The organism is Desulfosediminicola sp., assembly GCF_048381775.1.
Lineage (GTDB): Bacteria > Desulfobacterota > Desulfobulbia > Desulfobulbales > Desulfocapsaceae > Desulfopila > Desulfopila ganghwensis.
The window spans coordinates 189,495-210,896 of sequence record NZ_JBLXGE010000011.1 but is presented as its reverse complement, the minus strand read 5'-3'; the positions used below and the strand labels follow the sequence as shown (position 1 = coordinate 210,896).

16 protein-coding genes are annotated in these 21,402 nt (G+C 48.9%); 7 read left to right on the top strand and 9 right to left on the bottom strand.

Annotation, left to right across the window (positions count from 1 at the left end):
• The first annotated feature begins 50 nt into the window (after window positions 1-50).
• Complete coding sequence (locus ACN5NT_RS17880; protein WP_419176338.1) at window positions 51-668, top strand: LysE family translocator; 618 nt, start codon at window positions 51-53, stop codon at window positions 666-668.
• 82 nt (window positions 669-750) lie between these two features.
• Here ACN5NT_RS17880 and ACN5NT_RS17875 read toward each other — a convergent pair whose 3' ends face one another.
• The 4 genes from ACN5NT_RS17875 to ACN5NT_RS17860 form a co-directional block, all read right to left on the bottom strand.
• Window positions 751-1,437: a PEP-CTERM sorting domain-containing protein gene (locus ACN5NT_RS17875; protein ID WP_419176337.1), complete on the bottom strand. Its 687-nt coding sequence runs from the start codon at window positions 1,435-1,437 to the stop codon at window positions 751-753.
• A gap of 779 nt (window positions 1,438-2,216) precedes the next feature.
• A complete protein-coding gene (locus tag ACN5NT_RS17870; RefSeq protein ID WP_419176336.1) occupies window positions 2,217-2,975 on the bottom strand; it encodes a nitrilase-related carbon-nitrogen hydrolase in 759 nt (252 codons plus the stop codon).
• A 26-nt stretch (window positions 2,976-3,001) separates the two neighbouring features.
• Window positions 3,002-4,099: an ion channel gene (locus ACN5NT_RS17865; RefSeq protein ID WP_419176335.1), complete on the bottom strand. Its 1,098-nt coding sequence runs from the start codon at window positions 4,097-4,099 to the stop codon at window positions 3,002-3,004.
• 321 nt (window positions 4,100-4,420) lie between these two features.
• Entirely contained in the window at window positions 4,421-5,053 is a 633-nt protein-coding gene (locus ACN5NT_RS17860) for a nitroreductase family protein (RefSeq protein ID WP_136799621.1), read from the bottom strand.
• A gap of 386 nt (window positions 5,054-5,439) precedes the next feature.
• On the opposite strand from ACN5NT_RS17860, the gene ACN5NT_RS17855 reads away from it, so the two are divergent.
• The 3 genes from ACN5NT_RS17855 to ACN5NT_RS17845 all read left to right on the top strand — a co-directional run bounded on the left by ACN5NT_RS17855 (window position 5,440) and on the right by ACN5NT_RS17845 (window position 9,995).
• Window positions 5,440-7,038 carry an aspartate:alanine exchanger family transporter gene (locus tag ACN5NT_RS17855; protein WP_419176334.1) on the top strand — a complete coding sequence of 533 codons (1,599 nt, stop codon included), beginning with the start codon at window positions 5,440-5,442 and terminating at the stop codon, window positions 7,036-7,038.
• Window positions 7,039-7,406: 368 nt separating this feature from the next.
• Window positions 7,407-8,702 (top strand): cystathionine gamma-synthase family protein, encoded by a 1,296-nt coding sequence (locus tag ACN5NT_RS17850; RefSeq protein WP_419176352.1) that lies wholly within the window; start codon window positions 7,407-7,409, stop codon window positions 8,700-8,702.
• 537 nt (window positions 8,703-9,239) lie between these two features.
• Window positions 9,240-9,995, top strand: coding sequence for a choice-of-anchor N protein (locus ACN5NT_RS17845; protein ID WP_419176333.1), 756 nt, complete (start codon window positions 9,240-9,242; stop codon window positions 9,993-9,995).
• Between the two features lie 364 nt (window positions 9,996-10,359).
• Here the strand turns inward: ACN5NT_RS17845 and ftcD are convergent, their stop codons facing one another.
• From ftcD to ACN5NT_RS17830, 3 genes are all read right to left on the bottom strand, one after another.
• Complete coding sequence (gene ftcD, locus ACN5NT_RS17840; protein WP_419176332.1) at window positions 10,360-11,973, bottom strand: glutamate formimidoyltransferase; 1,614 nt, start codon at window positions 11,971-11,973, stop codon at window positions 10,360-10,362.
• A gap of 169 nt (window positions 11,974-12,142) precedes the next feature.
• Window positions 12,143-13,387: an imidazolonepropionase gene (hutI, locus tag ACN5NT_RS17835; RefSeq protein WP_419176331.1), complete on the bottom strand. Its 1,245-nt coding sequence runs from the start codon at window positions 13,385-13,387 to the stop codon at window positions 12,143-12,145.
• Window positions 13,388-13,400: 13 nt separating this feature from the next.
• Window positions 13,401-15,434 (bottom strand): urocanate hydratase, encoded by a 2,034-nt coding sequence (locus ACN5NT_RS17830; protein ID WP_419176330.1) that lies wholly within the window; start codon window positions 15,432-15,434, stop codon window positions 13,401-13,403.
• A 353-nt stretch (window positions 15,435-15,787) separates the two neighbouring features.
• Between ACN5NT_RS17830 and hutH the strand changes: the two genes are divergently transcribed.
• The gene (hutH, locus tag ACN5NT_RS17825) at window positions 15,788-17,320 is read left to right on the top strand and encodes a histidine ammonia-lyase (protein ID WP_419176329.1); all 1,533 of its coding nucleotides are present in this window, start codon (window positions 15,788-15,790) and stop codon (window positions 17,318-17,320) included.
• Window positions 17,321-17,331: 11 nt separating this feature from the next.
• Window positions 17,332-18,099, top strand: coding sequence for a histidine utilization repressor (gene hutC / locus ACN5NT_RS17820; RefSeq protein WP_419176328.1), 768 nt, complete (start codon window positions 17,332-17,334; stop codon window positions 18,097-18,099).
• A 137-nt stretch (window positions 18,100-18,236) separates the two neighbouring features.
• Here hutC and ACN5NT_RS17815 read toward each other — a convergent pair whose 3' ends face one another.
• Window positions 18,237-18,479, bottom strand: coding sequence for a MoaD/ThiS family protein (locus ACN5NT_RS17815; protein WP_167495926.1), 243 nt, complete (start codon window positions 18,477-18,479; stop codon window positions 18,237-18,239).
• Between the two features lie 84 nt (window positions 18,480-18,563).
• Window positions 18,564-20,408, bottom strand: a complete 1,845-nt coding sequence (locus tag ACN5NT_RS17810; RefSeq protein WP_419176327.1) for an aldehyde ferredoxin oxidoreductase family protein — start codon at window positions 20,406-20,408, stop codon at window positions 18,564-18,566.
• A 326-nt stretch (window positions 20,409-20,734) separates the two neighbouring features.
• On the opposite strand from ACN5NT_RS17810, the gene ACN5NT_RS17805 reads away from it, so the two are divergent.
• Window positions 20,735-21,400 carry a response regulator gene (locus tag ACN5NT_RS17805; RefSeq protein ID WP_419176326.1) on the top strand — a complete coding sequence of 222 codons (666 nt, stop codon included), beginning with the start codon at window positions 20,735-20,737 and terminating at the stop codon, window positions 21,398-21,400.
• The last annotated feature ends 2 nt before the right edge of the window (window positions 21,401-21,402 follow it).

Below are 21,402 nucleotides of genomic sequence, written 5' to 3'. Positions count from 1 at the left end.
GTGAGCATTTCGCTTTTCTCTGACCTACCTTAACTGAACAGGTACAACCAATGTTTATAACTCCTGAGTTTCTTGTTACCTCTCTGGTCGTTGTACTCATGCCGGGGACGGGTGTCATATATACCGTTTCCAACGGTCTTTTTCTCGGCTGGCGCGCTGCAACTGCCGCAGCCGTTGGTTGCACATTCGGAATCGTCCCCCATCTGCTTGCCTCGGTCTTCGGGCTGTCCGCAATCCTGCACATGAGCTCCCTGGCTTTTCAATGCATCAAGTACGCCGGAGCAATCTATCTGCTATACCTTGCCTGGTGCATGTGGAGGGAGACCGGTGGCATCAATTTCAATAAGCCCGAGAAGGCCAACGGCCTCTGTCAGATTGCGGTTCGCGGCACACTGATCAATATCCTGAACCCGAAACTTTCGATATTCTTTCTTGCTTTTCTGCCGCTCTTTATCTCATCGGGGTCTGCAAACCCAACTCTGCATATGCTACTGCTCAGCGCAATCTTTATGCTGATGACCTTCGTTGTGTTTGTTCTGTATGGTTTTTGCGCCCACGGTTTAAGAAGATATGTAACCGGCTCCGATCGCCTGTTGACTCTCATTCAGCGCTCTTTTGCAGCCACCTTTGCCGCTCTTGGTATCAAACTGGCCTTTACTGAGAGATAGTTTTTACTTGAATACAAAAAAGCACAGTGTGTCCCCACACTGTGCTTTATCATCTATGGTTGAAGCGTATCTTATTAATTAATTACTGCTTCTTCCTCAATCGCAGACCAGAAAGACCAACCAAGCCAGTGCCGAATAGAAGCATCGTCACTGGTTCGGGGATCGGTTCACCGCCTCCTTCATAATAACCGGCGGCAAAGCCGCTATCCGACCGCCTATAATCTGCAGTAAGGCTCTGCAGGTGTGCACCAAGCTGGAATGTACCAAGCCAATCATCATTACTCTCGGACTCTTTAGCATTCAGGAACAGATCCACATTCCAGAATCCTGATAATAAGGTTGCCTCGAAAGTAAGATCCTGACTATTAGTTACGTTAATTGCAGGATTAGAAGAATCCGCCTCAAAGTCAAAATCGGCACCACCGGAGCCAGCAGCATTTGTTGCCGGACTGGCCACTGACCAGGTTGACGGATCTAAATTGCTGAAACTCACATCGCTGGCGTCCACATTAAGATTAAAGAAGAATGCGTCAAGCTTCACATCCGGATGCATCGGTGAATTGATGTCTACAGTCCAGTAAGTCGTAGCTGAAGTGGTATCACCGGTTATGGTGACATCCACGATAAGATTATCCGGATTTTCCGGACGTGGATCGCCTATTAGTTGTGACGTTATGGTAAAGGGGTCTGCCACACTTTGTGTAGCGAACAGCATTGCACCTGTGATAAAAACGGCACAGGTTAATGTTTTCGAGAATTTCATTCTCATGGTAACCTCCATCACATCGGAATTTGGACGTAGTTTCCCGCAGGGTTTGGTAACCCGATTACGTGGAATATTCGCTAAGATGAACTGTTTTTGTGTTACATTCTTCCATACAACACAAAAACAGGAAGTGGGGTTTAACTCACCCTGCAGCTGCTATGGCGGATGCCATACTAAAGTTATATAGGGTCTATCACGTTGCGGTCAAGTTAGCTCAGCCAAAAAGCATAATATTTTTCACACCTCCAGCAAATCCACAACACATAACAACTTGCACCTATTTTTATTTTATATTCAATATTTAGCATCTTAAAAGAACACCACACCCTAACAACACCGCCCCATCCTATCCTTATACAAACAGAGAGCGTTTGGCCCCTTCCTCACTCCCCCTTCCATACATTTTTTGCCGACAAATAAAGCTGTTGCGTCTAAGGGAACGATTGAATGAATATCAGATTCGTATTAATGGAGAAGGTCGGAACAAAATTTGTGAAAAAAACGTAAGGACGGACATCAACAGTCGGGGCGCTATCATGTCAGGCCCGTTTCTGTATCAACAGTTTTTCAGGAAGGGGTCGGGTTCGGTGTCCATGACAGATTGGCGTCTGTAACTCACCGGCCAACAGGAGCAAGACCGATCTACAGGCTGGCGATGCTCACTGCCAACCGGAAGAGGCAAGTGCAATCAGGCGCTCTGGGAGGGCAAAACCAAGTAGATACTTTGTGCAAAAGATTTTTTGCTTTTTTGATGAATACGCGATGAACAGAATTTTATGATTTCACATGGGAAATCTCTTACGATAGGCCTGAAGTGAGTCACCATCCAATTGATGGGTGGTGACTGCCTGATCCCTGCCACACTCATGCAATACTTCTCCCTCCGGATCAACCAGCACTGATCCACCGGCGTAGCAGAGCCTGTTCCCATCCCTGCCTATCCTGTTCACACCCGCTACATAAATTTGGTTTTCAATCGCCCTGGCCAACAGCAATGAAAACCAGTGATTCTGCCTGGAATCCGGCCAGTTAGCAACATATATACCCAGATCATATGTACCTTTTCTCCTGCTACTCCACTCAGGAAAACGAAGATCGAAGCAGATAAATGGGCGAATGCGCCACCCCTTGAGATGTACCGTGAGGAGTGCTTCCCCCCCCGAATATACAGAATCTTCCCCGGCAAAGCTGAACAAATTATTTTTATCGTAATGATACAGCTCACCATCTGGCGTCGCCCAGAGAAGACGGTTATACAACTTACCATCATCACGAATGATACAGCTTCCTGTTATTGCGGCACCTGTGACGGAAGCCATTTTCGTCAGCCAGTGAGCTGTGGTTCCCTCACTGGTGTTATCCATCACCTCCGCTAATTGCTCACCGGCAAGGGTAAAACCGGTGGTAAACATCTCAGGCAGGATAATCAGGTCTGTCTGACCAGCCAACTGAGTCAATTGTGGCGTCAAAACTTCTCTATTTGCGGTCGGATTTTCCCAGATAATATCTGATTGAACCAGTGTCACTCGCAGATCTTGCATATTACACTCCACAAAATTATGCCGAACTATTCGGATTCGCTCAGAATAAGTGTTACCCAGTCGACATCCGGCCTGTGCTGGGCGATAACGAAGAGATGATCATTAGGATACACTTCAAGATTTTCTCCTGGATTCATGACGATAGAACCATCTTCGTCACGTTTTATACCCACCAGCAGAGCATGGGCGTCTGTGGAGCGCAGCATTTGCCGTACGTAAGGAACCGGGATGCTTTTATCAAGCCCTGGCCATGCCTTAATCGAGAAGAAGGTATCACCAGACGAACTATCGATCAGTAGCCGCATCACCTCAGATAGATCCGGATTCGATATCTCCCTGGCCAGCATCAGGTCATTAAGGCGGGTAATGACTTTAATACGATTATATTGTTTGCCATCGATCAGGCGATGGGCAATCCTTGCCTTGTTGATCCTGTCTATATGACGGATATTGGCACGGTCCCGAATATAGACCGTGGTAAATGCCTGCCTGTTCAACTCATCCACGGCAAGGGTCGTTAAAATCGTCTCCTCGTCGGTATACCCGTAGATGATGACGAAATCGGCATCTGCAATACAGGCTCTGGTAATCACATCTTCACTGCCTATACTGCCTCGTACATACTCTACCTCATCACCGAAAGGGTTCTCCTCATAGACGTCTGTGCAGACAACCAGATCAGTACGACAATAAAACGGATCGTTGCGAATCTCCTTGATCAAAGTGGTAACTTTTTGTATTGCGCCACCGCCAAGGATAACAATGTGATTCTTCAAATTCAGCTGTTTGAGTCCTCGCACGCGTATTTTCCTCCGTTCTATAAGCTTATCTGCACCGGCGCCAATAGCTGTAGCCATCAGCCCAATACCGAAAATCATATCGAAAATTGCAATGATCTGACCTGGCACACTCTGGGGTACCACATCACCATAGCCCACTGTGGTAGCGGTCACAAAAAACCACCAGGTACCTTTCCAGAGGGTTTTGGCAAAGGTCTCCTGGGCGAAAGTCTGATAATCAAATACAAGCAACAGACCCGCCGACATCGTATGCATAAATAGCAGCACGATGATTATGGTGAACCAGTCATATTTCTTGTAAAGATGACGGATTTTCTTAATCACCAACAGATACATAGAGTTACCGTGTACTTGAGAGTTGCATTATGCTGCGACTAACAGCAACCAACTGCCTGAATTCATCAAAATTTTGTAAAGACTGCTATTTTAACGAATTTTTGGATATTGGTCTTGGAAATTTTTTGATATTTTCGGCTTGTTGAGTGAGGGGTGGTTGTGCTCGCAGGGGAGACAGGTAGAAACAGCTTAGACAGCTCTACATCTACACATGGTCAGGCACGTGTAGGGAAAAGAGGATAGTAACAACCTGCCACAGTCTCTTCCGGTGAGCGACTGCGGCAGGTTAGGCTGTTTTTTTAGTATTGCTCACTTGAATGAAACGACAATTTCATCTCTGGTCTTGCGCCATTTAGCCGGATGGAGTTCAAGGCCCGGCTTTTTGTAGCCCACAGCGAGCAGCATTGGAACCCAGAAATTATCGGGAATGTTAAACTCCTTACGAACAGCTTCATGGTCAAATCCATCCATAGGATGAGATTCCAATCCCAGGCTGGTTGCAGCATACATAAGACTCATTCCGAAAAAGCCTGCGTTTTTGGCTGCAAAGGCAAGATTGGCGTCTGAATTCCAGTTATAAAGAGATTTAGCGGCATTCAGAAACCAGTCTCGTTGCTCAGGTTGCATGGAGCCTGAGTCAAGCATCTGCTGCCAGTTCTTTTCAACTGTCGGATGCCCTTCCTGCCAGCCATTCTTATCTGCCAGCAAAATAAGGTTCACAGGAGCCTCCACAACTTTGGGCTGATCCCACGCGAGTGCTTTCAAGGCCTCTTTCTCGGCATGTTCCCGTACCACAATCAGATTCCATGGTTGCAGATTGAAACTGGATGGCGACTTAGCTGCCAACTCTATCATCTCATCAAGCACTTCACCTGATACATCTCTATCTGGATCAAAAAAATTGATTGCGCGTCTCTGTTCAACGATATCTCGAAAGCTCATATTGTCTCCTGTCCATATGGTTGCATGCCAGTTTGGCATTTAAAAGATTACAACAGCTTCTCACTTTCCCGCTATCAGGTTGAGCGATAAAGGATTCGTTCAACTCCTAAATGGTTTAATATCAAACTATATCACATCTAATCAGTGTCAATGGGTTCAAGTTCATTATTTGATAATTATTCCCAGCCACATAACTATCTTTACGACCTATGCCCTTCAAGTATCGCAGACTTCATCTCTTCATAAAAGGATATTACATTGTGAAATATTTTAAAGATGAACAGAGGGACCTCTACCCCTTTACTTTAACTGGTAAATTGACCAGGCCCTGAGTATAGTAAGCGCAGGCTCATTATTTTTTCTCTTGTACTTCACCCGGGTTTGCTGTGGAACTTTTACATAATCATATTTTCCTTCTGCTGCTGATAACTATCATCGGTACGGCATTCGGCAAGCTTCGCCTGAAATCCTTTTCTCTTGGCTCTTCAGGAATTATCTTTATAGCTCTTTTTTTCGGTCATTTCGGTTACACGCTGCCCACCGATTTTCAAACCCTCGGTCTCGTCCTGTTTATCTATTCCATCGGTCTTCAGGCCGGCCCTGGCTTTATCACCACCCTTCGCAGCAGGGGGCTGCATCTTTCCCTTGGTGCTTTCGCAATCATTGGCATCGGCTTTGCCACTACCCTGGTCATGGCATGGGTCTATGGTTTTGGTCCCGATATCAGCGCCGGCATCTTTGCCGGTGCGCTCACTTCCACCCCCGGTCTGGCAGTTGCTGTTGAAATGGCAGGTGATACCAGCGCTGCAGCCAGCTATGGCCTGACATATTTCTTCGGTGTCACCGGTGTTATCCTTTTTGTGCAGCTTATTCCCAGGATTCTGAAGGTTGACGTTGAAAAAGAAGAGATCTACCTGAATGAAGAGGTGGCCAGTTCCCGGGAGCCGCTGAAAATGCAACATGTCGAGCTCACCAACCCCAACATTTTCAACCAGAAGGTTAAGGATTTACGGTTGGGGAGCCTGGCGCCCGTGGTCATTACCCGTCTGCTGCGGCTTGGTGCAGATCAACCTATTCTGGTCAGCGGCGAGACAGTGCTGCATGAAGGTGACCATATCCGCATTGTTGGCCGTCCCGCCGACCTGAAAAAGATACTCCCCCTGCTGGGCTGCCTGATAGACAAAGAAATCCAGTTCGACAGGGCACTCAGCAAAAAGTCGATCATCGTTTCAAGAAAAGAAGTGGCAGGCATGACCTTAAACCAGCTTAACTGCCGGGAGGTTTTCAATGTGCAGACCACAGGAGTCACCCGGAACGGATTTGACCTGCCCGCGACCCCGAATCTCCGCCTGCAGATGGGAGACATCGTCCACGCGGTTGGTCAACGGAGCGCGCTCAGGAATATCATCAAGATTTTTGGTAACAACACCAAGGAACTCTACAGCATAAACCTGCTGCCGATCTTTATCGGCCTGCTCATTGGCTTTCTTATCGGCCAGCTTCCTCTGTATCTGCCCTATGCTGGTACTTTTACCCTCGGCACCACAGGTGGCGTGCTGGTCTCTGGAATAATTCTCAGCAATATCTATAAGACAGGTCCATTTGTCTGGGAAATTCCCAGCACTGCCAACAGCTTCATCAGAGCCCTGGGTTTGACCCTGTTCATGGCCACAGTTGGCACCAGAACAGGTGAATCTATTGTTGCGACTGTAAGTGAACAGGGAATAGACCTCTTTATAGCCGGTGCAGTTGTTACCCTCGTGCCTCTTATCTCTTCAATCTTTATCTGCAAGTATTTGTTGAAGATTCCCTTTCTGCGGATGCTCGGTGTAATAACAGGCTCCATGACCAGTACCCCTGGCCTTGCCGCTGTGAGCGAATTATCAAAGACCCACTATGCCTCTTCCGCCTACGCCACCGTCTATCCTGTCGCCTTGATCGCTATGATTTTGTTTACCAAACTGCTGGTCTTGATCTTGAGTTAATGACAAGAACCTGCTTAAAGCCAATCAGTTCTTAAGCAACTTCTTCTTCTCACTGAATTATCATAGTTTGTTATATCTCCCGCACATTCGTTACCATCTCAAAAAGAGCACAAATAGAAATTCGTAGAAACGGGTTTCAAATCGGAAGGAGCTAAAATAGCAACAGGAACTATCGAACTCTGCTATTAGCAGGTTCACTATGACAACTCAATAATTTTAGATATCTCTTACGGTGGGCCACCACAAGTGTACTCCTAAGCCATCAACAGTGCCGCAACAACGGAACTCGAGGGCGCTGGCAAATAGTGAAGTCATCAACTACCCTGAAAGAAAGTTCAGCCTTTAATCTCAACTTTCGGGGTAACAATATGGCTGCCAAAAGTTCATTCCGTCGCACTCATCTCGGTAAAAGAAGGCTCTCTCCGACAACCCAGATGACCGCTTATGGTTACAATCCTCTCTTTTCGGAAGGATCAGTAAAACCGCCCGTTTTTCTTACCTCAACCTTTACCTTTCAATCAGCTGAAGAAGGCGCCGAGTTTTTTGATGAGGTAGCAGGCAGAAAACCGGTCGATCAGGACCGCGGTGCAGGTGGACTGGTCTACAGTCGCTTTAATCACCCGAACTGTGAAATAGTTGAAGACAGGTTGGCTATTCTTGATGGAACTGAATCTGCGCTCATCACTTCTTCTGGTATGGCGGCAATAAGCAGTCTCTTTCTCACCTTTGCCAGACCAGGTGACAGCATCGTTCATTACAGCCCTCTTTACGGTGGCACAGAGACTTTACTCTCCAATTATTTCAATAGTTGGGGGGTAACTCCCATGGCCTTTTTCGACGGCCTTGCTGATGCTCCGCTGACAGAATCCCTCACCAAGGCATATGCAAAGGGACCGGTAAAAATTGTTTATCTCGAAACACCTGCAAATCCGACCAATAGTATGATCGACCTCGCCATGTGCCGACAGGTCGTGGACAAATGGAGCCAATCACGCGGAATCGCATCCCCTCTTATTGTTTGCGACAACACCCTGCTTGGACCAGTCTTTCAAAAACCTCATGACTTCGGCATAGATCTCTGTATCTATTCATTAACCAAATATATCGGTGGTCACAGCGACCTTATCGCAGGTGCAATTACCGGCAAAAAAGCGTTATTGCACAAACTGCGCTTAACCAGAAGCAGCTTTGGTTTTCAGCTCGACCCACACTCCTCATGGATGCTGACACGATCTCTGGAGACCGTCTTTTTGCGAATGGAGCGTGCTGCGAAATCAGGAGTTAAGGTTGCGGAATGGCTGGCCGGCAACAAGCTTCTGCCGTGCAAACTGCTACACCCGCATTTTCTCGATGACCAGACCAAAAACGTATACGAACGCCAGTGCACAGGACCCGGCTCCACCTTCTCGTTCGTGGTTGAAGAAAATCGCCAGCTTGCTTTTAAAATTCTCAATGAGCTACAACTGTTTCAACTGGCGGTAAGCCTTGGCGGTACCGAGTCGCTGGTTTGTCACCCGGCCTCGACCACCCATTCAGGTGTACCAGTCGATATCAGGGAAAAAGTTGGGATAAGTGAGGGGCTGATCAGGCTCTCGGTGGGGTTGGAAGATCCGGACGACCTTATTGAAGACCTTCGGCAGGCATTCGCTCAAGCCAGGAAATGATAGCATTATCTGCGCACCGTGATTGTACCCCATAGACTACTGGAATTTCCTACCCAAACCTTCGAATCTGACAGTTCTGAATTGTTTTTCGTATTTTCTGAACAATTTAATTCTTCAGAGTGCAGAAAGATAATGCCCTGCAGTCGGCCAGACGGCCTAACACATTCACAACCATGCTTTAAAGTATTCCAGCCCAAAATAAACAGCGAGTATCTCAAGCTGAGAACCTGTTACAGCCTGAAAAGGTTTCGTCTGGCAATCTCAACCTAAGCCTCCTGAAGCGGTCGGCGGAAAATCGATACTTCCATGATTTTTTCTCATTTAATTTTGAGAACTATTCTTGAGTAAGAAATTCGCCAGAGGCCCTACAAACACATTACTCTCTTGATATTTTACTCAAGATTTCAATCGAATGAACATACCTAACCCCATTGTCAAGGTTAAATTGTGCCTTAGCATATCAAACAATAAGGTCCAATTACGTAGCGTCTTTGTAATTGAACCTTTTAACCGTATTAACCCGGAGGGGGAATAGATATGAAAAAATCACTGACGATTGCTGCTATTGTATTTGGAATGGCAGCATTTGGAACAACAGCATATGCATTACCAGCATTACAGTTAGGACCTGGAACAGGTGATTGGACTTATATTGGCGGAGGAGACGACACCTGGTATACAAGTGATGATCCATATAACCTGCAAGCGTTGGCCAATGCCACTCAGGCGGACGGGGGAGATGGAGATTACGCATGGGATACAGATGGGGCAATTATGCAATACGCTTATTTGGTTTTTACCGCAGTCCCGAACGCTGATTCCGCTACAGATCTCTTTGATATAGATATTTTCAACGATGGTGGTGTAACCCTTGTGGATTCAGGTTTTGGGACACCTCCGCCGGAAGACCCGAATAGCCTTTCGCCTCATAGTGTTTTCCCAACATATTATGAAGTTTATGAGTTTAGATTTGATGATGTCCTTGAAGACATTTGGAATACAGAGGAAGGAGAGTCTGGGTCGGGTAAGGGCTACATTGAAGATTTTGTAGTAGACGTATTGTACTATGACCCTGGAGTTGAAGGTATCCACATGGATCTTTTAACGATCTTTCAAGATGGAAAATATAATCCTGGTGATTTTGAGAATCAATTTTTAGTCAAGGCGAATGCCCCATACTCCCATGATGCTCAGTACGCTTCACCAGAGCCAATTCCAGAACCAGCAACAATGCTCCTCTTCGGAGCTGGTCTTGCCGGACTTGCCGGAATGAGCAGGAGAAAGAAAAAGTAAGCTCACCGTCATATGGGGATAAAAAGGCAGGTCCTAAAATAGATCTGCCTTTTTATTCACGTCATAACATCGTGTCCAGCATTGTAGTAGATACTATATGCACAATCATGCAACGGTATTCACTTGTTCACCGTGGTAAATTTCATAGCTCTATCCCGTAATCTCAGTTCACAGATTATCATTAACACTATCAAACGATTGCAACCTTTCTGTCGCGAAGGTTTTTCCTGTAAATGTTCAAGCTCAACACTATCGTAAGCTGTTCCATTTTCAGCCAATACAGTGATGGACTATACTTTCAAATAGGCTCACACAGACTAGATTCTGGTTATCAGATTTGATTGCAACGCCAAATCCAGATTTATCAATGTTCCAGCAAGTTAAGAACTTTCTCGCATTGCTCTTTGGCCCGCAGCGTGAGTTGTTCAGCTTCTGCCAAAGTAGCTTGGCGATACTCCTCGTCCTTTATCCCTTCCATATTGATCAGCACGTTCTGATATGCTCCCCAGATACCGGTCTCCAGAGAGCGGGCGCCAACCTGGGTGTCTGATTTTGAAGCTGGATTACCATATTCAGCCACCAGATTGAGCGCATCCCAGGCGGAATCGGCCAAGCGCATGGTGGTGAGCGGCACCTGAATCGCAGTCTTCAACCCTGCCTGCATCTTCGCGGTCCGGGCCTTTTTTTCGGCCTCACTATTTTTGGGCATACGCAAGCCTTCCATATACTCATTGAAGGCCGAGGTATCAGCATCTATCATTGGTATCAACTTTTGGGTCACTTCGTGAAGCACCGGAATGGCTTCCATCATCTTCGGCTGCACACCCTCAAATTTACGTACCCCCCAGGTGAGCTTGGCTACCATGGAACCCAGCCCCGACCCGATTGCCGCCACCGCTGCCGAAGCAGAGCCACCGCCTGGTGCCGAGCTTCTGGCAGCGATCTCTTCGATAAACTCCCTCACGCTCATACCGGCAAGAGGTTCATCGGGCTCTTCGGCCACAATATATTCAATTATCTTTTCTTCCGGCTTGAACGGCGCCACCGAATTCAGACCCATCCGTTCCACTGCCAGCCTGATTTTCTGATCTTCCTGATAGATGAATAACCCTTCTTTTTCTATGTAATAATCCGCTGCCATCAACATCGCCTCCAGCGGCACTACACCCACAATTTCAGAACCTGTTACGGCAAGATTCAATGCCGCAGCCTCTTTTTTAGCCTCCTCGTACATCACATGGATAGGTGTGACCTGATAGTCGTTGAGGTTTACCGTGACCTGAGCCAGGTTATACTCATCAACAAACCAGCCCATCCCCTTAACTTCTTTCAAGCTACCGGGGCTGTCTTCACCGCGGCCGGCTTCCCGCAAGTTGAGGGCAATCCTGTGGGCCTGGTTGGAAGTACCGAGGATATTGACATTGTAGGCAATCAGGAACTTTCTGGCCCCGGTGGCGGTGATGCCCCATTCCGGTACAAAGTCGGTTGGACCGAAATCCGGCTTCCACCTGGGGTCCTGCAGTTTTTCGGCAAGTCCCTCATATTCTCCGGCGCGCACATCTGGCAATTTGCGCCGATAGTCATGTTCTGCCGCCTCTTCGTAGAGGTACAAAGGAATTTTCAACTCCTGGGCAGCCCGTGCTGCGAAATTTTTGGCGATTTCAACACATCCAGCCATGGTAACACCTGCCACCGGTACAAACGGGCAGACATCCATGGCTCCGAACCTGGGATGTTCACCACCATGCTTTCGCATGTCGATCCGCTCCCGCGCCACCCTTGCGGCCGCCAACGCACCTTCAATGATGCTCTCCGGCCCGCCCACGAAAGTATAGACTGTTCTATTGGTGGAACGCCCCGGATCAACATCAATCAGGGAACAGCCTTTCACATTTCTGATCGCCTCCGCGATCGCTTCTATGATCTCCGGATCTCTTCCTTCAGAAAAGTTCGGAACGCACTCTATTATCTTCTTCATGGCATCCAGTACCCTGATTTTCTATTATCATTCTTTACCGAGCATGGATCCAGAGGATGTTTACTCCTAACCCCTGTCACCTCACGCCTCACAATGCTCTTCTAACTTCACGCACCCAGGTTTTCCTTCCCCCATCCAACATCCAACGTCCAACCTGCGGTTAACGTCATCAAACCACCCGAACCCCTTTCTTATACACTTCTTGAACCGGCGATACTCCGGCATGATATGCAAGAATTGCCGGTGAGTCCCCATCAAGGGTCAGAAAATCAGCCTGCTTGCCAACATCAAGGCTGCCCACTTTATCCGCCATACCGATGGAATAGGCTGCATTCAAGGTGGCGGCAACCAGAGCTTCCGCCGGTGTCATATTCATATTGAGCACTGCAAGTCCGATAACGAATGGCATCGACTCTGTATAACTGGAACCGGGGTTACAATCAGTGGCCAGCGCCACAGGCAGGTTATTGTCGATCATAAACCTGGCCCGGGCATAGGGTTTCCTCAGGCTATAGGCCGTGGCTGGCAACAGATTAGCAACAACGCCTTGAGCCGCCATTGCCCTGATATTTTCGTCAGAAGCAGCAAGCAGATGATCCGCAGAGCACGCCATGAGTTCTGCAGCCAAGCCCGCCCCACCGAGATCATGCACCTCATCGGCATGAATCTTCACCTTCATGCCCTGTGCTTTGGCTGCTTTAAGCAAGCGCCGCCCCTGTTCAATGGTAAACACCCCCTCTTCGCAGAAAATGTCGCATTGATCAGCGATACCTTGCTCTACTACCGCGGGCAACATCTCATCTATCACCAGGGTAATGAATTCATCGGGGTTGTTTTTAAATTCCAGCGGAATGGCGTGGGCACCGAGAAAAGTTGCCACCACATCCTGCACACCTTCTCTGGCGAGTTTACCAATAGCCCGTAATTGCTTGAGTTCACTCTCTGTATTGAGCCCATAGCCACTCTTGATTTCCAAGGTGGTGGTACCGCTTTTCAAAGCGGACAGCGCATGCTTTCTGGTTACTTCATATAATTCGGACTCGGTGGCTTCAGCCACCGCCCGAACCGAGGAGAGGATTCCCCCACCCTTTTTCAGGATTTCCAGATACGGTGTTCCGGCAAGCCGCAACTCAAACTCTGCCTCGCGACGTGTGGCAAAGCACATATGGGTATGCGGGTCGACAAAACCTGGGATCAGGCATTTGCCCTGCATATCCCTCGTCTTGACCTTGCTGAGCGTTGATGCCTCTTTGGTAACCTCGTGCTCTTCACCAATCGCAACAATTCTGCCGTCATCAGCAACAAGCAGCGCGCCATCAGGAAACGCTGCCAATTCGCCCTGATTGTTACCACCGCATGGTACGCCTCGATCGACTGGGTTGAATATCCTACAGTTTTTAAACAATATGTACATAATGCCAGCCTCTCTATTTCTGCAACCGGGTAAAGAGATCCACTACCGCACTTTCAACCGCCTCTTCGTCGCTCACATAGGGAATGGTGATCTGGTCTCCATTGCTGTTGTCGCGATTATAGGCCATAGCCACATCCATTGCGTTAGGATTGCGCGCCCAGTTGCGGCGTGCGACCCCACCCATAACATCCCAGCTCATGGCTGAACGCAGGATTTCATCCACCCGGTCGCTGCCATCGAGCACCATGCCGAAGCCACCGTTGATAGCTTTGCCAATACCGGTGCCACCGCCGTTATGCAGTGCCACCAGCGACATACCGCGCGCTGCATTACCCGCAAAACAATGCGTGGCCATATCAGCGCAGACATTGGAACCGTCGTAAATATTCGCAGTCTCACGAAATGGGGAGTCGGTACCACCCGGGTCGTGATGGTCGCGACCAAGCATAATCGTTCCCACTTCCCCATTTCGCACCATCTCATTAAACTTGAGAGCGATAGCAGCCCGGCCGCCGGCATCTGAATAGAGGATTCGCGCCTGACTACCTACAACCAGCTTGTTTTGCTCCGCATCGCGTATCCAGATATAATTATCACGATCTTCCGCCCTGCGCTCCGGATCGATGCAGCTCATCGCCGCGGCATCGGTTTTTTTGAGATCATCATGTTTTCCGCTCAGGCATACCCAGCGGAACGGGCCATATCCGTAATCAAAGATCGGCCCCATGATATCCTCGAAATAAGAGGGATAAATGAAACCATCCCGTGCATCCACACCGTTTTTGGCAACTTCCGTGACCCCGGCATCGAAAACGGCTTTCAAAAAGGCGTTGCCGTAATCGAAGAAATAGGTGCCCTGTTCTTTCAGCCTCTGCACTGCTGCGATATGTCGTCTCAGGCTTGTATCGACCAGTTTTTTGAATCGCTCCCGGTCAGTTGCCAGTAAACGGGTGCGTTCCTCAAAGCTGATACCGGCAGGACAATAGCCACCATCGTATACCACATGGCAGGAGGTCTGGTCGGATAGCAACTCCGCCTCAAACTCCCGGTCCGCGATGTACTCGAGCAGGTCCACCACATTGCCATGATAGGCGATGGAGAGATTTTCTTTCGCAGCTCTGGCTTCTCCAGCCAGACGCAGTACTTCCGCCATATCACTTGAAACCACATCTACCCAGCCTTGCTGATGGCGGGTAGTAATACGGGAAATATCCACCTCGGCGGTGATTGATACCGCACCTGAAATTTTCGCAGCTTTTGGCTGTGCACCGCTCATTCCGCCCAGGCCCGACGAGACAAACAGCAGACCACGCAGATCACCTTCAGCAGGTACTCCACACATCTTACGACCGGCATTGAGCAGGGTGTTGTAAGTGCCATGCACGATTCCCTGGGGGCCGATATACATCCAGCCCCCGGCGGTCATCTGACCGTAGGAGGAGACACCCATCTGGGTAGCGATCTCCCAGTCATCCGGGTTGTCATAGAGGCCCACCATCAAGCCGTTGGTAATGATCACTCTGGGTTGATCGGGACTCGACTTGAAAAGGCCAAGCGGATGGCCTGACTGCATAACCAGAGTTTGATGGTCGGTAAGCGCTTCCAGATATTTCCGGATCAACCGGTACTGCATCCAGTTTTGACAGACCGCTCCGGTCTCGCCGTAGGTGACCAGCTCATAGGGGTAAAGGGCGACATCAAAGTCGAGATTATTATCGATCATTACCTGAAAGGCTTTTCCCTCAAGGCAATTGCTTGTGTATTCGTCAATCGGTTTAGCGTAGAGTCTTCCCTCGGGCCGGAAACGGTAACCGTATATACGGCCTCTGGTGCGTAACTCCTCCAGGAACTCCGGGATTAACTCGTGGTGATGTTGCTCTGGAATATAGCGAAGCGCATTTTTCAGCGCGGTCATGGTCTGTGACTGGGTGAGCCGAAATCCACGATCAGGAGCACGGCGTATACCTTCCAAAAATCCCTTCTGCCGTGGTAGCTCGTCATCTAGTCGTATGGTCATAGCCTTTGCGGCCGTTACATTGGTTTGCATTGCAACCTCTTTATTGGTTGGTCTTTGTCTGATATTGCTGCAAATTAACTCGTATTCAGCATGACATTGAGATTTACCCGCACGCTCATGGGATAAAACCTCTCTTGAATTCATATCAGATAATATGCTAAACGCTCCAGCTTGTATATACAAGTGAATATTTCAATCAACTTCAACAATTCGGCTATTTACCTACATCTAACCTCAATAACTTGAATTTTCATCTTGAACGAGATTAAATTTGTATATACATTGTCAGCACATTCGACTGACACTCCATCTGATTTCACAGATGCAACACATTCTAATCGGGGTTCAACTCTGTGAAGCCCGTTACTTCATTCTGACGAACTATGCGCACATTTGAAATAGAACCAGGAAAAATTTCCCTCGAAGAGCTCCGCTCCGTCTCCAGAGAGGCTACCCGGATCAATCTCAACCCAGCCTGTCGTAATGCCATCGATGATTCCGTTGCAACGGTACGCAAGCTTATAGATGAGGGCCGCGTCATCTACGGTATCAATACCGGTTTTGGCCTGCTGGCCCATACTGTGATACCAAGAGATGAACTTGAGCATTTGCAGGAATCAATCGTTCTTTCCCACGCAGCCGGAGTCGGCAACCTGATGAGCGAATCCACCACCAGGCTGCTGATGGTACTGAAAATCAACAGTCTGGCTCGCGGTTATTCCGGCATTCGCTATGAGGTAATCGATGCTCTGGTGCAGCTGGTGAATCATGAGGTTTACCCCTGCATACCGGTGAAGGGTTCCGTGGGAGCATCCGGTGACCTTGCCCCGCTCGCACACATGAGCACCGTGTTGCTGGGCGAAGGCGAAGTGATGCATAAGGGAAAGCGATTGACCGGCAAAGAAGGTCTGACAATCGCCGGTCTCTCCCCTTTTACCCTGCACCCCAAAGAGGGACTAGCCCTGCTCAACGGTACCCAGGCCTCCACCGCGCTGGCTCTTAAAGGACTTTTTGCGGCTGAGGATCTCTTTGCCGCCGCAGTGGTAACAGGTTCCCTTTCTGTTGAGGCGGCCATGGGCAGTCGCAGACCTTTCGATCCTTTGATCCATGAGGTGCGGGGCCACCAGGCACAGATTGATGCAGCCAGGATCTATCGTGACCTGCTGCAGCATAGCGAGATTGAAGTTTCCCATCTCGACTGCGAAGCTGTGCAGGACCCCTACTCACTCAGATGCCAGCCCCAGGTGATGGGCGCCTGCCTGACCCAGATACGAAACGCTGCCGATACGCTTTTAATCGAAGCCAACGCTGTCTCTGACAACCCACTGGTATTTGCGGAAGTGAATGATATTTTCTCTGGCGGCAATTTCCATGCCGAACCGGTCGCAATGGCAGCAGATAACCTGGCACTGGCAATAGCCGAAATCGGCTCACTCTCTGAACGCAGGATGGCCCTGCTTATCGACTCGAACATGAGTAAACTGCCGCCATTTCTGGTTGAGAAAGGCGGGCTGAACTCTGGTTTTATGATCGCCCAGGTAACCTCTGCCGCACTTGCCAGTGAAAATAAATCCCTGGCCCACCCTGCATCCGTAGATAGTCTGCCCACCTCGGCCAACCAGGAAGACCATGTTTCCATGGCAACCTTTGCCGCAAGACGGCTCACCGATATGGCAGAAAACACTGCCAACGTGCTCGCCATTGAATTACTCGCCGCCTGTCAGGGCCTTGATTTCCGGGCACCACTCAAGAGCAGCGAGCTGCTTGAATCCGCCAAGAGTCAAGTGAGAAATCGAGTGCCTTTCTATGACAAGGACAGATATTTTTCCCCTGATATTGCAAAAATCTGCGAGCTCATCCAACAGGGTGAGTTAAATCATCTGGTCGATTCCTCACTGATACCAAGTTTCAAATAACAGGCATAATCATGAGCAGCTCAAAAGCAGCATCGCTTTCAACCGGAGAAAATGCTCCACCACTCTATCAGCAGGTTAAAGAGTATATACTCAGGAAAATACATTCCGGCGAATGGCATGCCGATATGAAAATTGACTCTGAAGCGGAGCTGGTTGCTGCCACCGGAGTATCCAGAATGACGGTCAACCGTGCTTTAAGAGAATTGAGCGCAGAAGGACGTCTCATCCGCAGGCAGGGGCTCGGAACTTTTGTCGCTGAAAAGAAACCGCAGGCAGCGTTACTTGAGATCAACTCCATAGCCAGAGAGATCGAAGCGCGGGGAGGTAAATACTCCTGTACTGTGCATCTGTTACAAGAAGAAAAAGCACAGCCCGGGGTTGCCGCCAGGATGGCGTTGCAACCGTACTCAAGTGTCTTTCATTCTGTCATCGTCCATCGGGACAACGTTATACCAATTCAGCTCTCCAGCAGGTATATCAATCCAGCCTTCGCACCGGAGTATCTCAAACAGGATTTCACCTCTGTCACTCCCAACGAATACCTGCTGAGTCTTGCGCCGATAACAGCTGTTGAACATGTGGTTGAAGCGCTTATCCCCGACCCATGGGTCCGGGAGTTGCTTGAAATCAATTCCGCCGAGCCCTGCCTTGCCCTCTACCGCACGACATGGGTCGGTAATCTTATCGCCACCTATTCTGTCTTCTATTCACCAGGCTCACGCTATACGCTGGGGTCGAGATTCGTGCCCCCGAGTGGTGGGGTAATTGAGGTGAGTTAGGCGTTGGGCGATGGACGTTGAACGTTGAACGTTGGAAGGATAGCATATCTGTTATTTTTTCCTTTCAATCACTAAGAAAAAGGCCCGGCTGGTTACTCTACCTGCCGGGCCTTTTCCTGCTCTGTACACAATTCGTATCAACCTCCAGCAATAGTCGGAAATAAAACGATGTAATCACCTTCAGCCAGAACCGTTTCGAGATCGCATGTCGCCTCGTTAATCAGGATCATTCTCACCTTCTCCACGGGAACAGCGAGATCGCGCGCCAGATCTGCGACAGTCGTGCCGACAGGAACGGTAACATAGCAGGTAGGGCCATCGTCACATGGCTTGTATTTTGCCAATGAGGCAAAGAGCTTCAATGAAACTGTTATTTTCATAATTGGTTGATTCAACCTCGGACCAGGCATGTCGATCTGCGACAGACCGACATGCCCCGGGAGAAAGGGATTGAAATTTTCAGGCTATATCTGAATACCCAATGCTTCAAGAGTCTCTGATTTGGGCACGCCATTGTCATCCCAGCCTCGCAACTCATAATAACGATCGAGAGCTTCATCCATATTATGCGGCACCTTACCAGCCCGACTGCCGTTTTCGCTTGCCTTGTAGACCACTGCAGGTAGCTTGTCATCCTTACGGTCTATGCCGTACTTTACATTGACCATACGCTGCAGGGTATAGATCCGCTCCGCGGCTTTCAAAAGATCGTCCATGCTCCATTCCCAACCGGTGATAGCGTTGATGGAATCAAGCATTACGGTCATGCTATAGCCGCCGAAAAGCATGAACTTGCAGTGGCAGGCTGCCTGGGTAAGTGTTCCGTAATCCTGGTATTTTGCTGCAACAAATTCTGAATTTTCCATCTGGAAACGATCCACTTCCTGATCGACTCCGGCCTCGGGCAACAGAAAACCTGCGGTGGCAACCTGCGGATTACCACGCTCATGGTGCGGCCCCACATTACCTGTTGCATAGTTGACTGCCAGGGAGAAAAATGCGCGAGGATCGTGGGCAGGCAGATCAAGACCTTTAACATGCGGTGCCAGCTCTACAGCTTCCTCACCGAGTTTTTCTGCAGCAGGCAGCAAGCCATCACCAAATAACTCACCAAACCCGGATTTACGGTTGCCGAGGTTGTGAATCAACTCGATCATGGTGTCCGCATCGCCCCATTTCAGCTCAACACCGCCGATATCATCAGCAGTCATCAAACCATTTTCCTGGCAATCCATGGTGTAACCAAGAAATGAGCCCATTGAAATACAATCCAGACCGTATCTGTTGCAGAGATCATTCATCAGCGAAAGGGCTTTTACATCATCCATCAGGCAGTTGTTACCAAGCATACCCAGCGCCTCATATTCGGGTCCTGGTCCTTTCATTGCATATTTTTCGGGTTCTGCGACCTCTACCTCTCTGTGACAACCAACAACGCAGGAACTACAGGCATGGGGCTTGGCACCAAGCACATCCGTGTAGTTCGGCACACCGAGTTTTTCTGCTCCTTCCGGCCAGGAAGCTTCGCTCCAGTTTTTGGTGGGTGTGTCACCGTCGGCATCACAGCCGATCTCAACAAATGGGGTACCGTGCAGACGAAGCCAGTCCTTGGTGTTTTCGTGAACTGTTTTGCCGATACTCTTATTGATCTCAGCCAGTTTTTCCGGCTTATTAACAGCGACTTTTCTGGTGCCATTCACAACCACAGCCTTGAGGTTCTTCGACCCCATCACCGCGCCAAGACCGCAACGACCTGCAAAACTATGTTTATCAACCACGATACAGGCTATGGCGACCTTCTTCTCACCAGCCTGGCCAATTGAACAGATGGAAGATTTTTCCAAACCTGTATCAGCGACAATCGCATCGGACGCCTCAAAGGCATCCTTCCCCCAGAATTGTGCCGCCTCGCAAATCTCAACCTGGTCGTCATCTATCTTCAGGTAACATGGAGACTCCGATTTACCCTGTACGATCAGGGCATCGTAACCGGCATTTTTCAGGGCCATTCCCCACCCAGCACCGGCAGCGCTTTCACCATAGATTCCGGTAACCGGAGATTTTGAGACAACAGTGAACTTCGCCGCTCCCGTCTGCCTGGCTGCCTGCAATGGCCCGGTGGCAAAAACCAACCTGTTTTCTGCGTCATATGGCCCAACTTCAGAACCAACTTCATCAGACAACACCTTGGCACCAAAACCGCCACCACCGAGGTAGAGTTTCCAAACCCTCTCTCCTACCTCCTCGATAGTCGTCTTTTTGGTCGTTAAATCAATTCTCAGAACCTTGCCCCAATATCCGTTCCCCATAACCAACTCCTTTATTTCGTGCTTTACCTCAATACCTGTTTCGCCTTCGTCCTCCAGTTTCTAAGGTCTTCAGCTCTTCAATACCCGGAGTTATAGTCTTGGCAATGATGCGGAACAATGGGGGGAACACCCCATTTCTCCCTACAGGACAACTGTATCTTTTAGGCGGCTACCTGAATGAAAGAGCAAAGACGCAAGGCATGACCCCATCTCGACAACCTGTCATTTATAGTAAACTTCGGTTGTTCTTTTCCTCTTTCCATTATACTTTTGCAGTACGTTGCGATAAGAATTGCCATTTTACTCATGTACTTCGAATAATTTTTATGACCAATACACCTATCCGCATTGTTATTGCTGAAGACCACCTGCTTGTCCGCGAGGGTATGAAGGCCCTTATCGCCTCTCGAAAAGGCTTTGAGGTTGTCGGTGAAGCGGATAATGGACTGGATGTATTGAAAATCTGCCAAAAGGCCCGTCCGGATCTGCTCCTGCTTGATCTCTCCATGCCTAAAATGAGCGGTCTTTCCACCCTGCGGCAGATTAAATGCGAGATACCCGAAACACGTATTCTGGTCATAACCATGCATGCGTCCAGGGAGTATGTCTTGCCGACTCTTAAGGAAGGAGCAGACGGCTACCTGCTGAAAGGAGACGACCCCGAAGAACTCTTCGTCGCCATGAAGTCCGTTATTAAAGGCAACGCCTATCTGAGCGGGGTGCTCTCCCGCCAGCTTATCAATAATTACATCATAGATAGTGACGCCGGAAGTATCACTGCCGATGACCCTCTCTCACCTCTCACCAAGAGGGAACGTGAGATCTTTCAGCTTGTGGCAGAAGGTTTTACCAACCAGAAGATCGGAGAAATGCTCTTCATCTCACCCAGAACCGTTGACCGGCACAGGTCGAACATGATGAAAAAAATGAAAGTACACAGCGCGCGGGAAATTATCGAGCTTGCCCGCCAAAGCGGCATCATCCAACCATGATC

What these genes read in the sequence shown, in the direction of transcription:
- ACN5NT_RS17880 (WP_419176338.1), top strand. Translation starts at nt 51, where the DNA reads ATGTTTATAACTCCTGAGTTTCTTGTTACCTCTCTGGTCGTTGTACTC.
- ACN5NT_RS17875 (WP_419176337.1), bottom strand. Translation starts at nt 1,437, where the DNA reads ATGAGAATGAAATTCTCGAAAACATTAACCTGTGCCGTTTTTATCACA.
- ACN5NT_RS17870 (WP_419176336.1), bottom strand. Translation starts at nt 2,975, where the DNA reads ATGCAAGATCTGCGAGTGACACTGGTTCAATCAGATATTATCTGGGAA.
- ACN5NT_RS17860 (WP_136799621.1), bottom strand. Translation starts at nt 5,053, where the DNA reads ATGAGCTTTCGAGATATCGTTGAACAGAGACGCGCAATCAATTTTTTT.
- ACN5NT_RS17850 (WP_419176352.1), top strand. Translation starts at nt 7,407, where the DNA reads ATGGCTGCCAAAAGTTCATTCCGTCGCACTCATCTCGGTAAAAGAAGG.
- ACN5NT_RS17845 (WP_419176333.1), top strand. Translation starts at nt 9,240, where the DNA reads ATGAAAAAATCACTGACGATTGCTGCTATTGTATTTGGAATGGCAGCA.
- ftcD (WP_419176332.1), bottom strand. Translation starts at nt 11,973, where the DNA reads ATGAAGAAGATAATAGAGTGCGTTCCGAACTTTTCTGAAGGAAGAGAT.
- hutI (WP_419176331.1), bottom strand. Translation starts at nt 13,387, where the DNA reads ATGTACATATTGTTTAAAAACTGTAGGATATTCAACCCAGTCGATCGA.
- ACN5NT_RS17830 (WP_419176330.1), bottom strand. Translation starts at nt 15,434, where the DNA reads ATGCAAACCAATGTAACGGCCGCAAAGGCTATGACCATACGACTAGAT.
- hutH (WP_419176329.1), top strand. Translation starts at nt 15,788, where the DNA reads ATGCGCACATTTGAAATAGAACCAGGAAAAATTTCCCTCGAAGAGCTC.
- hutC (WP_419176328.1), top strand. Translation starts at nt 17,332, where the DNA reads ATGAGCAGCTCAAAAGCAGCATCGCTTTCAACCGGAGAAAATGCTCCA.
- ACN5NT_RS17815 (WP_167495926.1), bottom strand. Translation starts at nt 18,479, where the DNA reads ATGAAAATAACAGTTTCATTGAAGCTCTTTGCCTCATTGGCAAAATAC.
- ACN5NT_RS17810 (WP_419176327.1), bottom strand. Translation starts at nt 20,408, where the DNA reads ATGGGGAACGGATATTGGGGCAAGGTTCTGAGAATTGATTTAACGACC.
- ACN5NT_RS17805 (WP_419176326.1), top strand. Translation starts at nt 20,735, where the DNA reads ATGACCAATACACCTATCCGCATTGTTATTGCTGAAGACCACCTGCTT.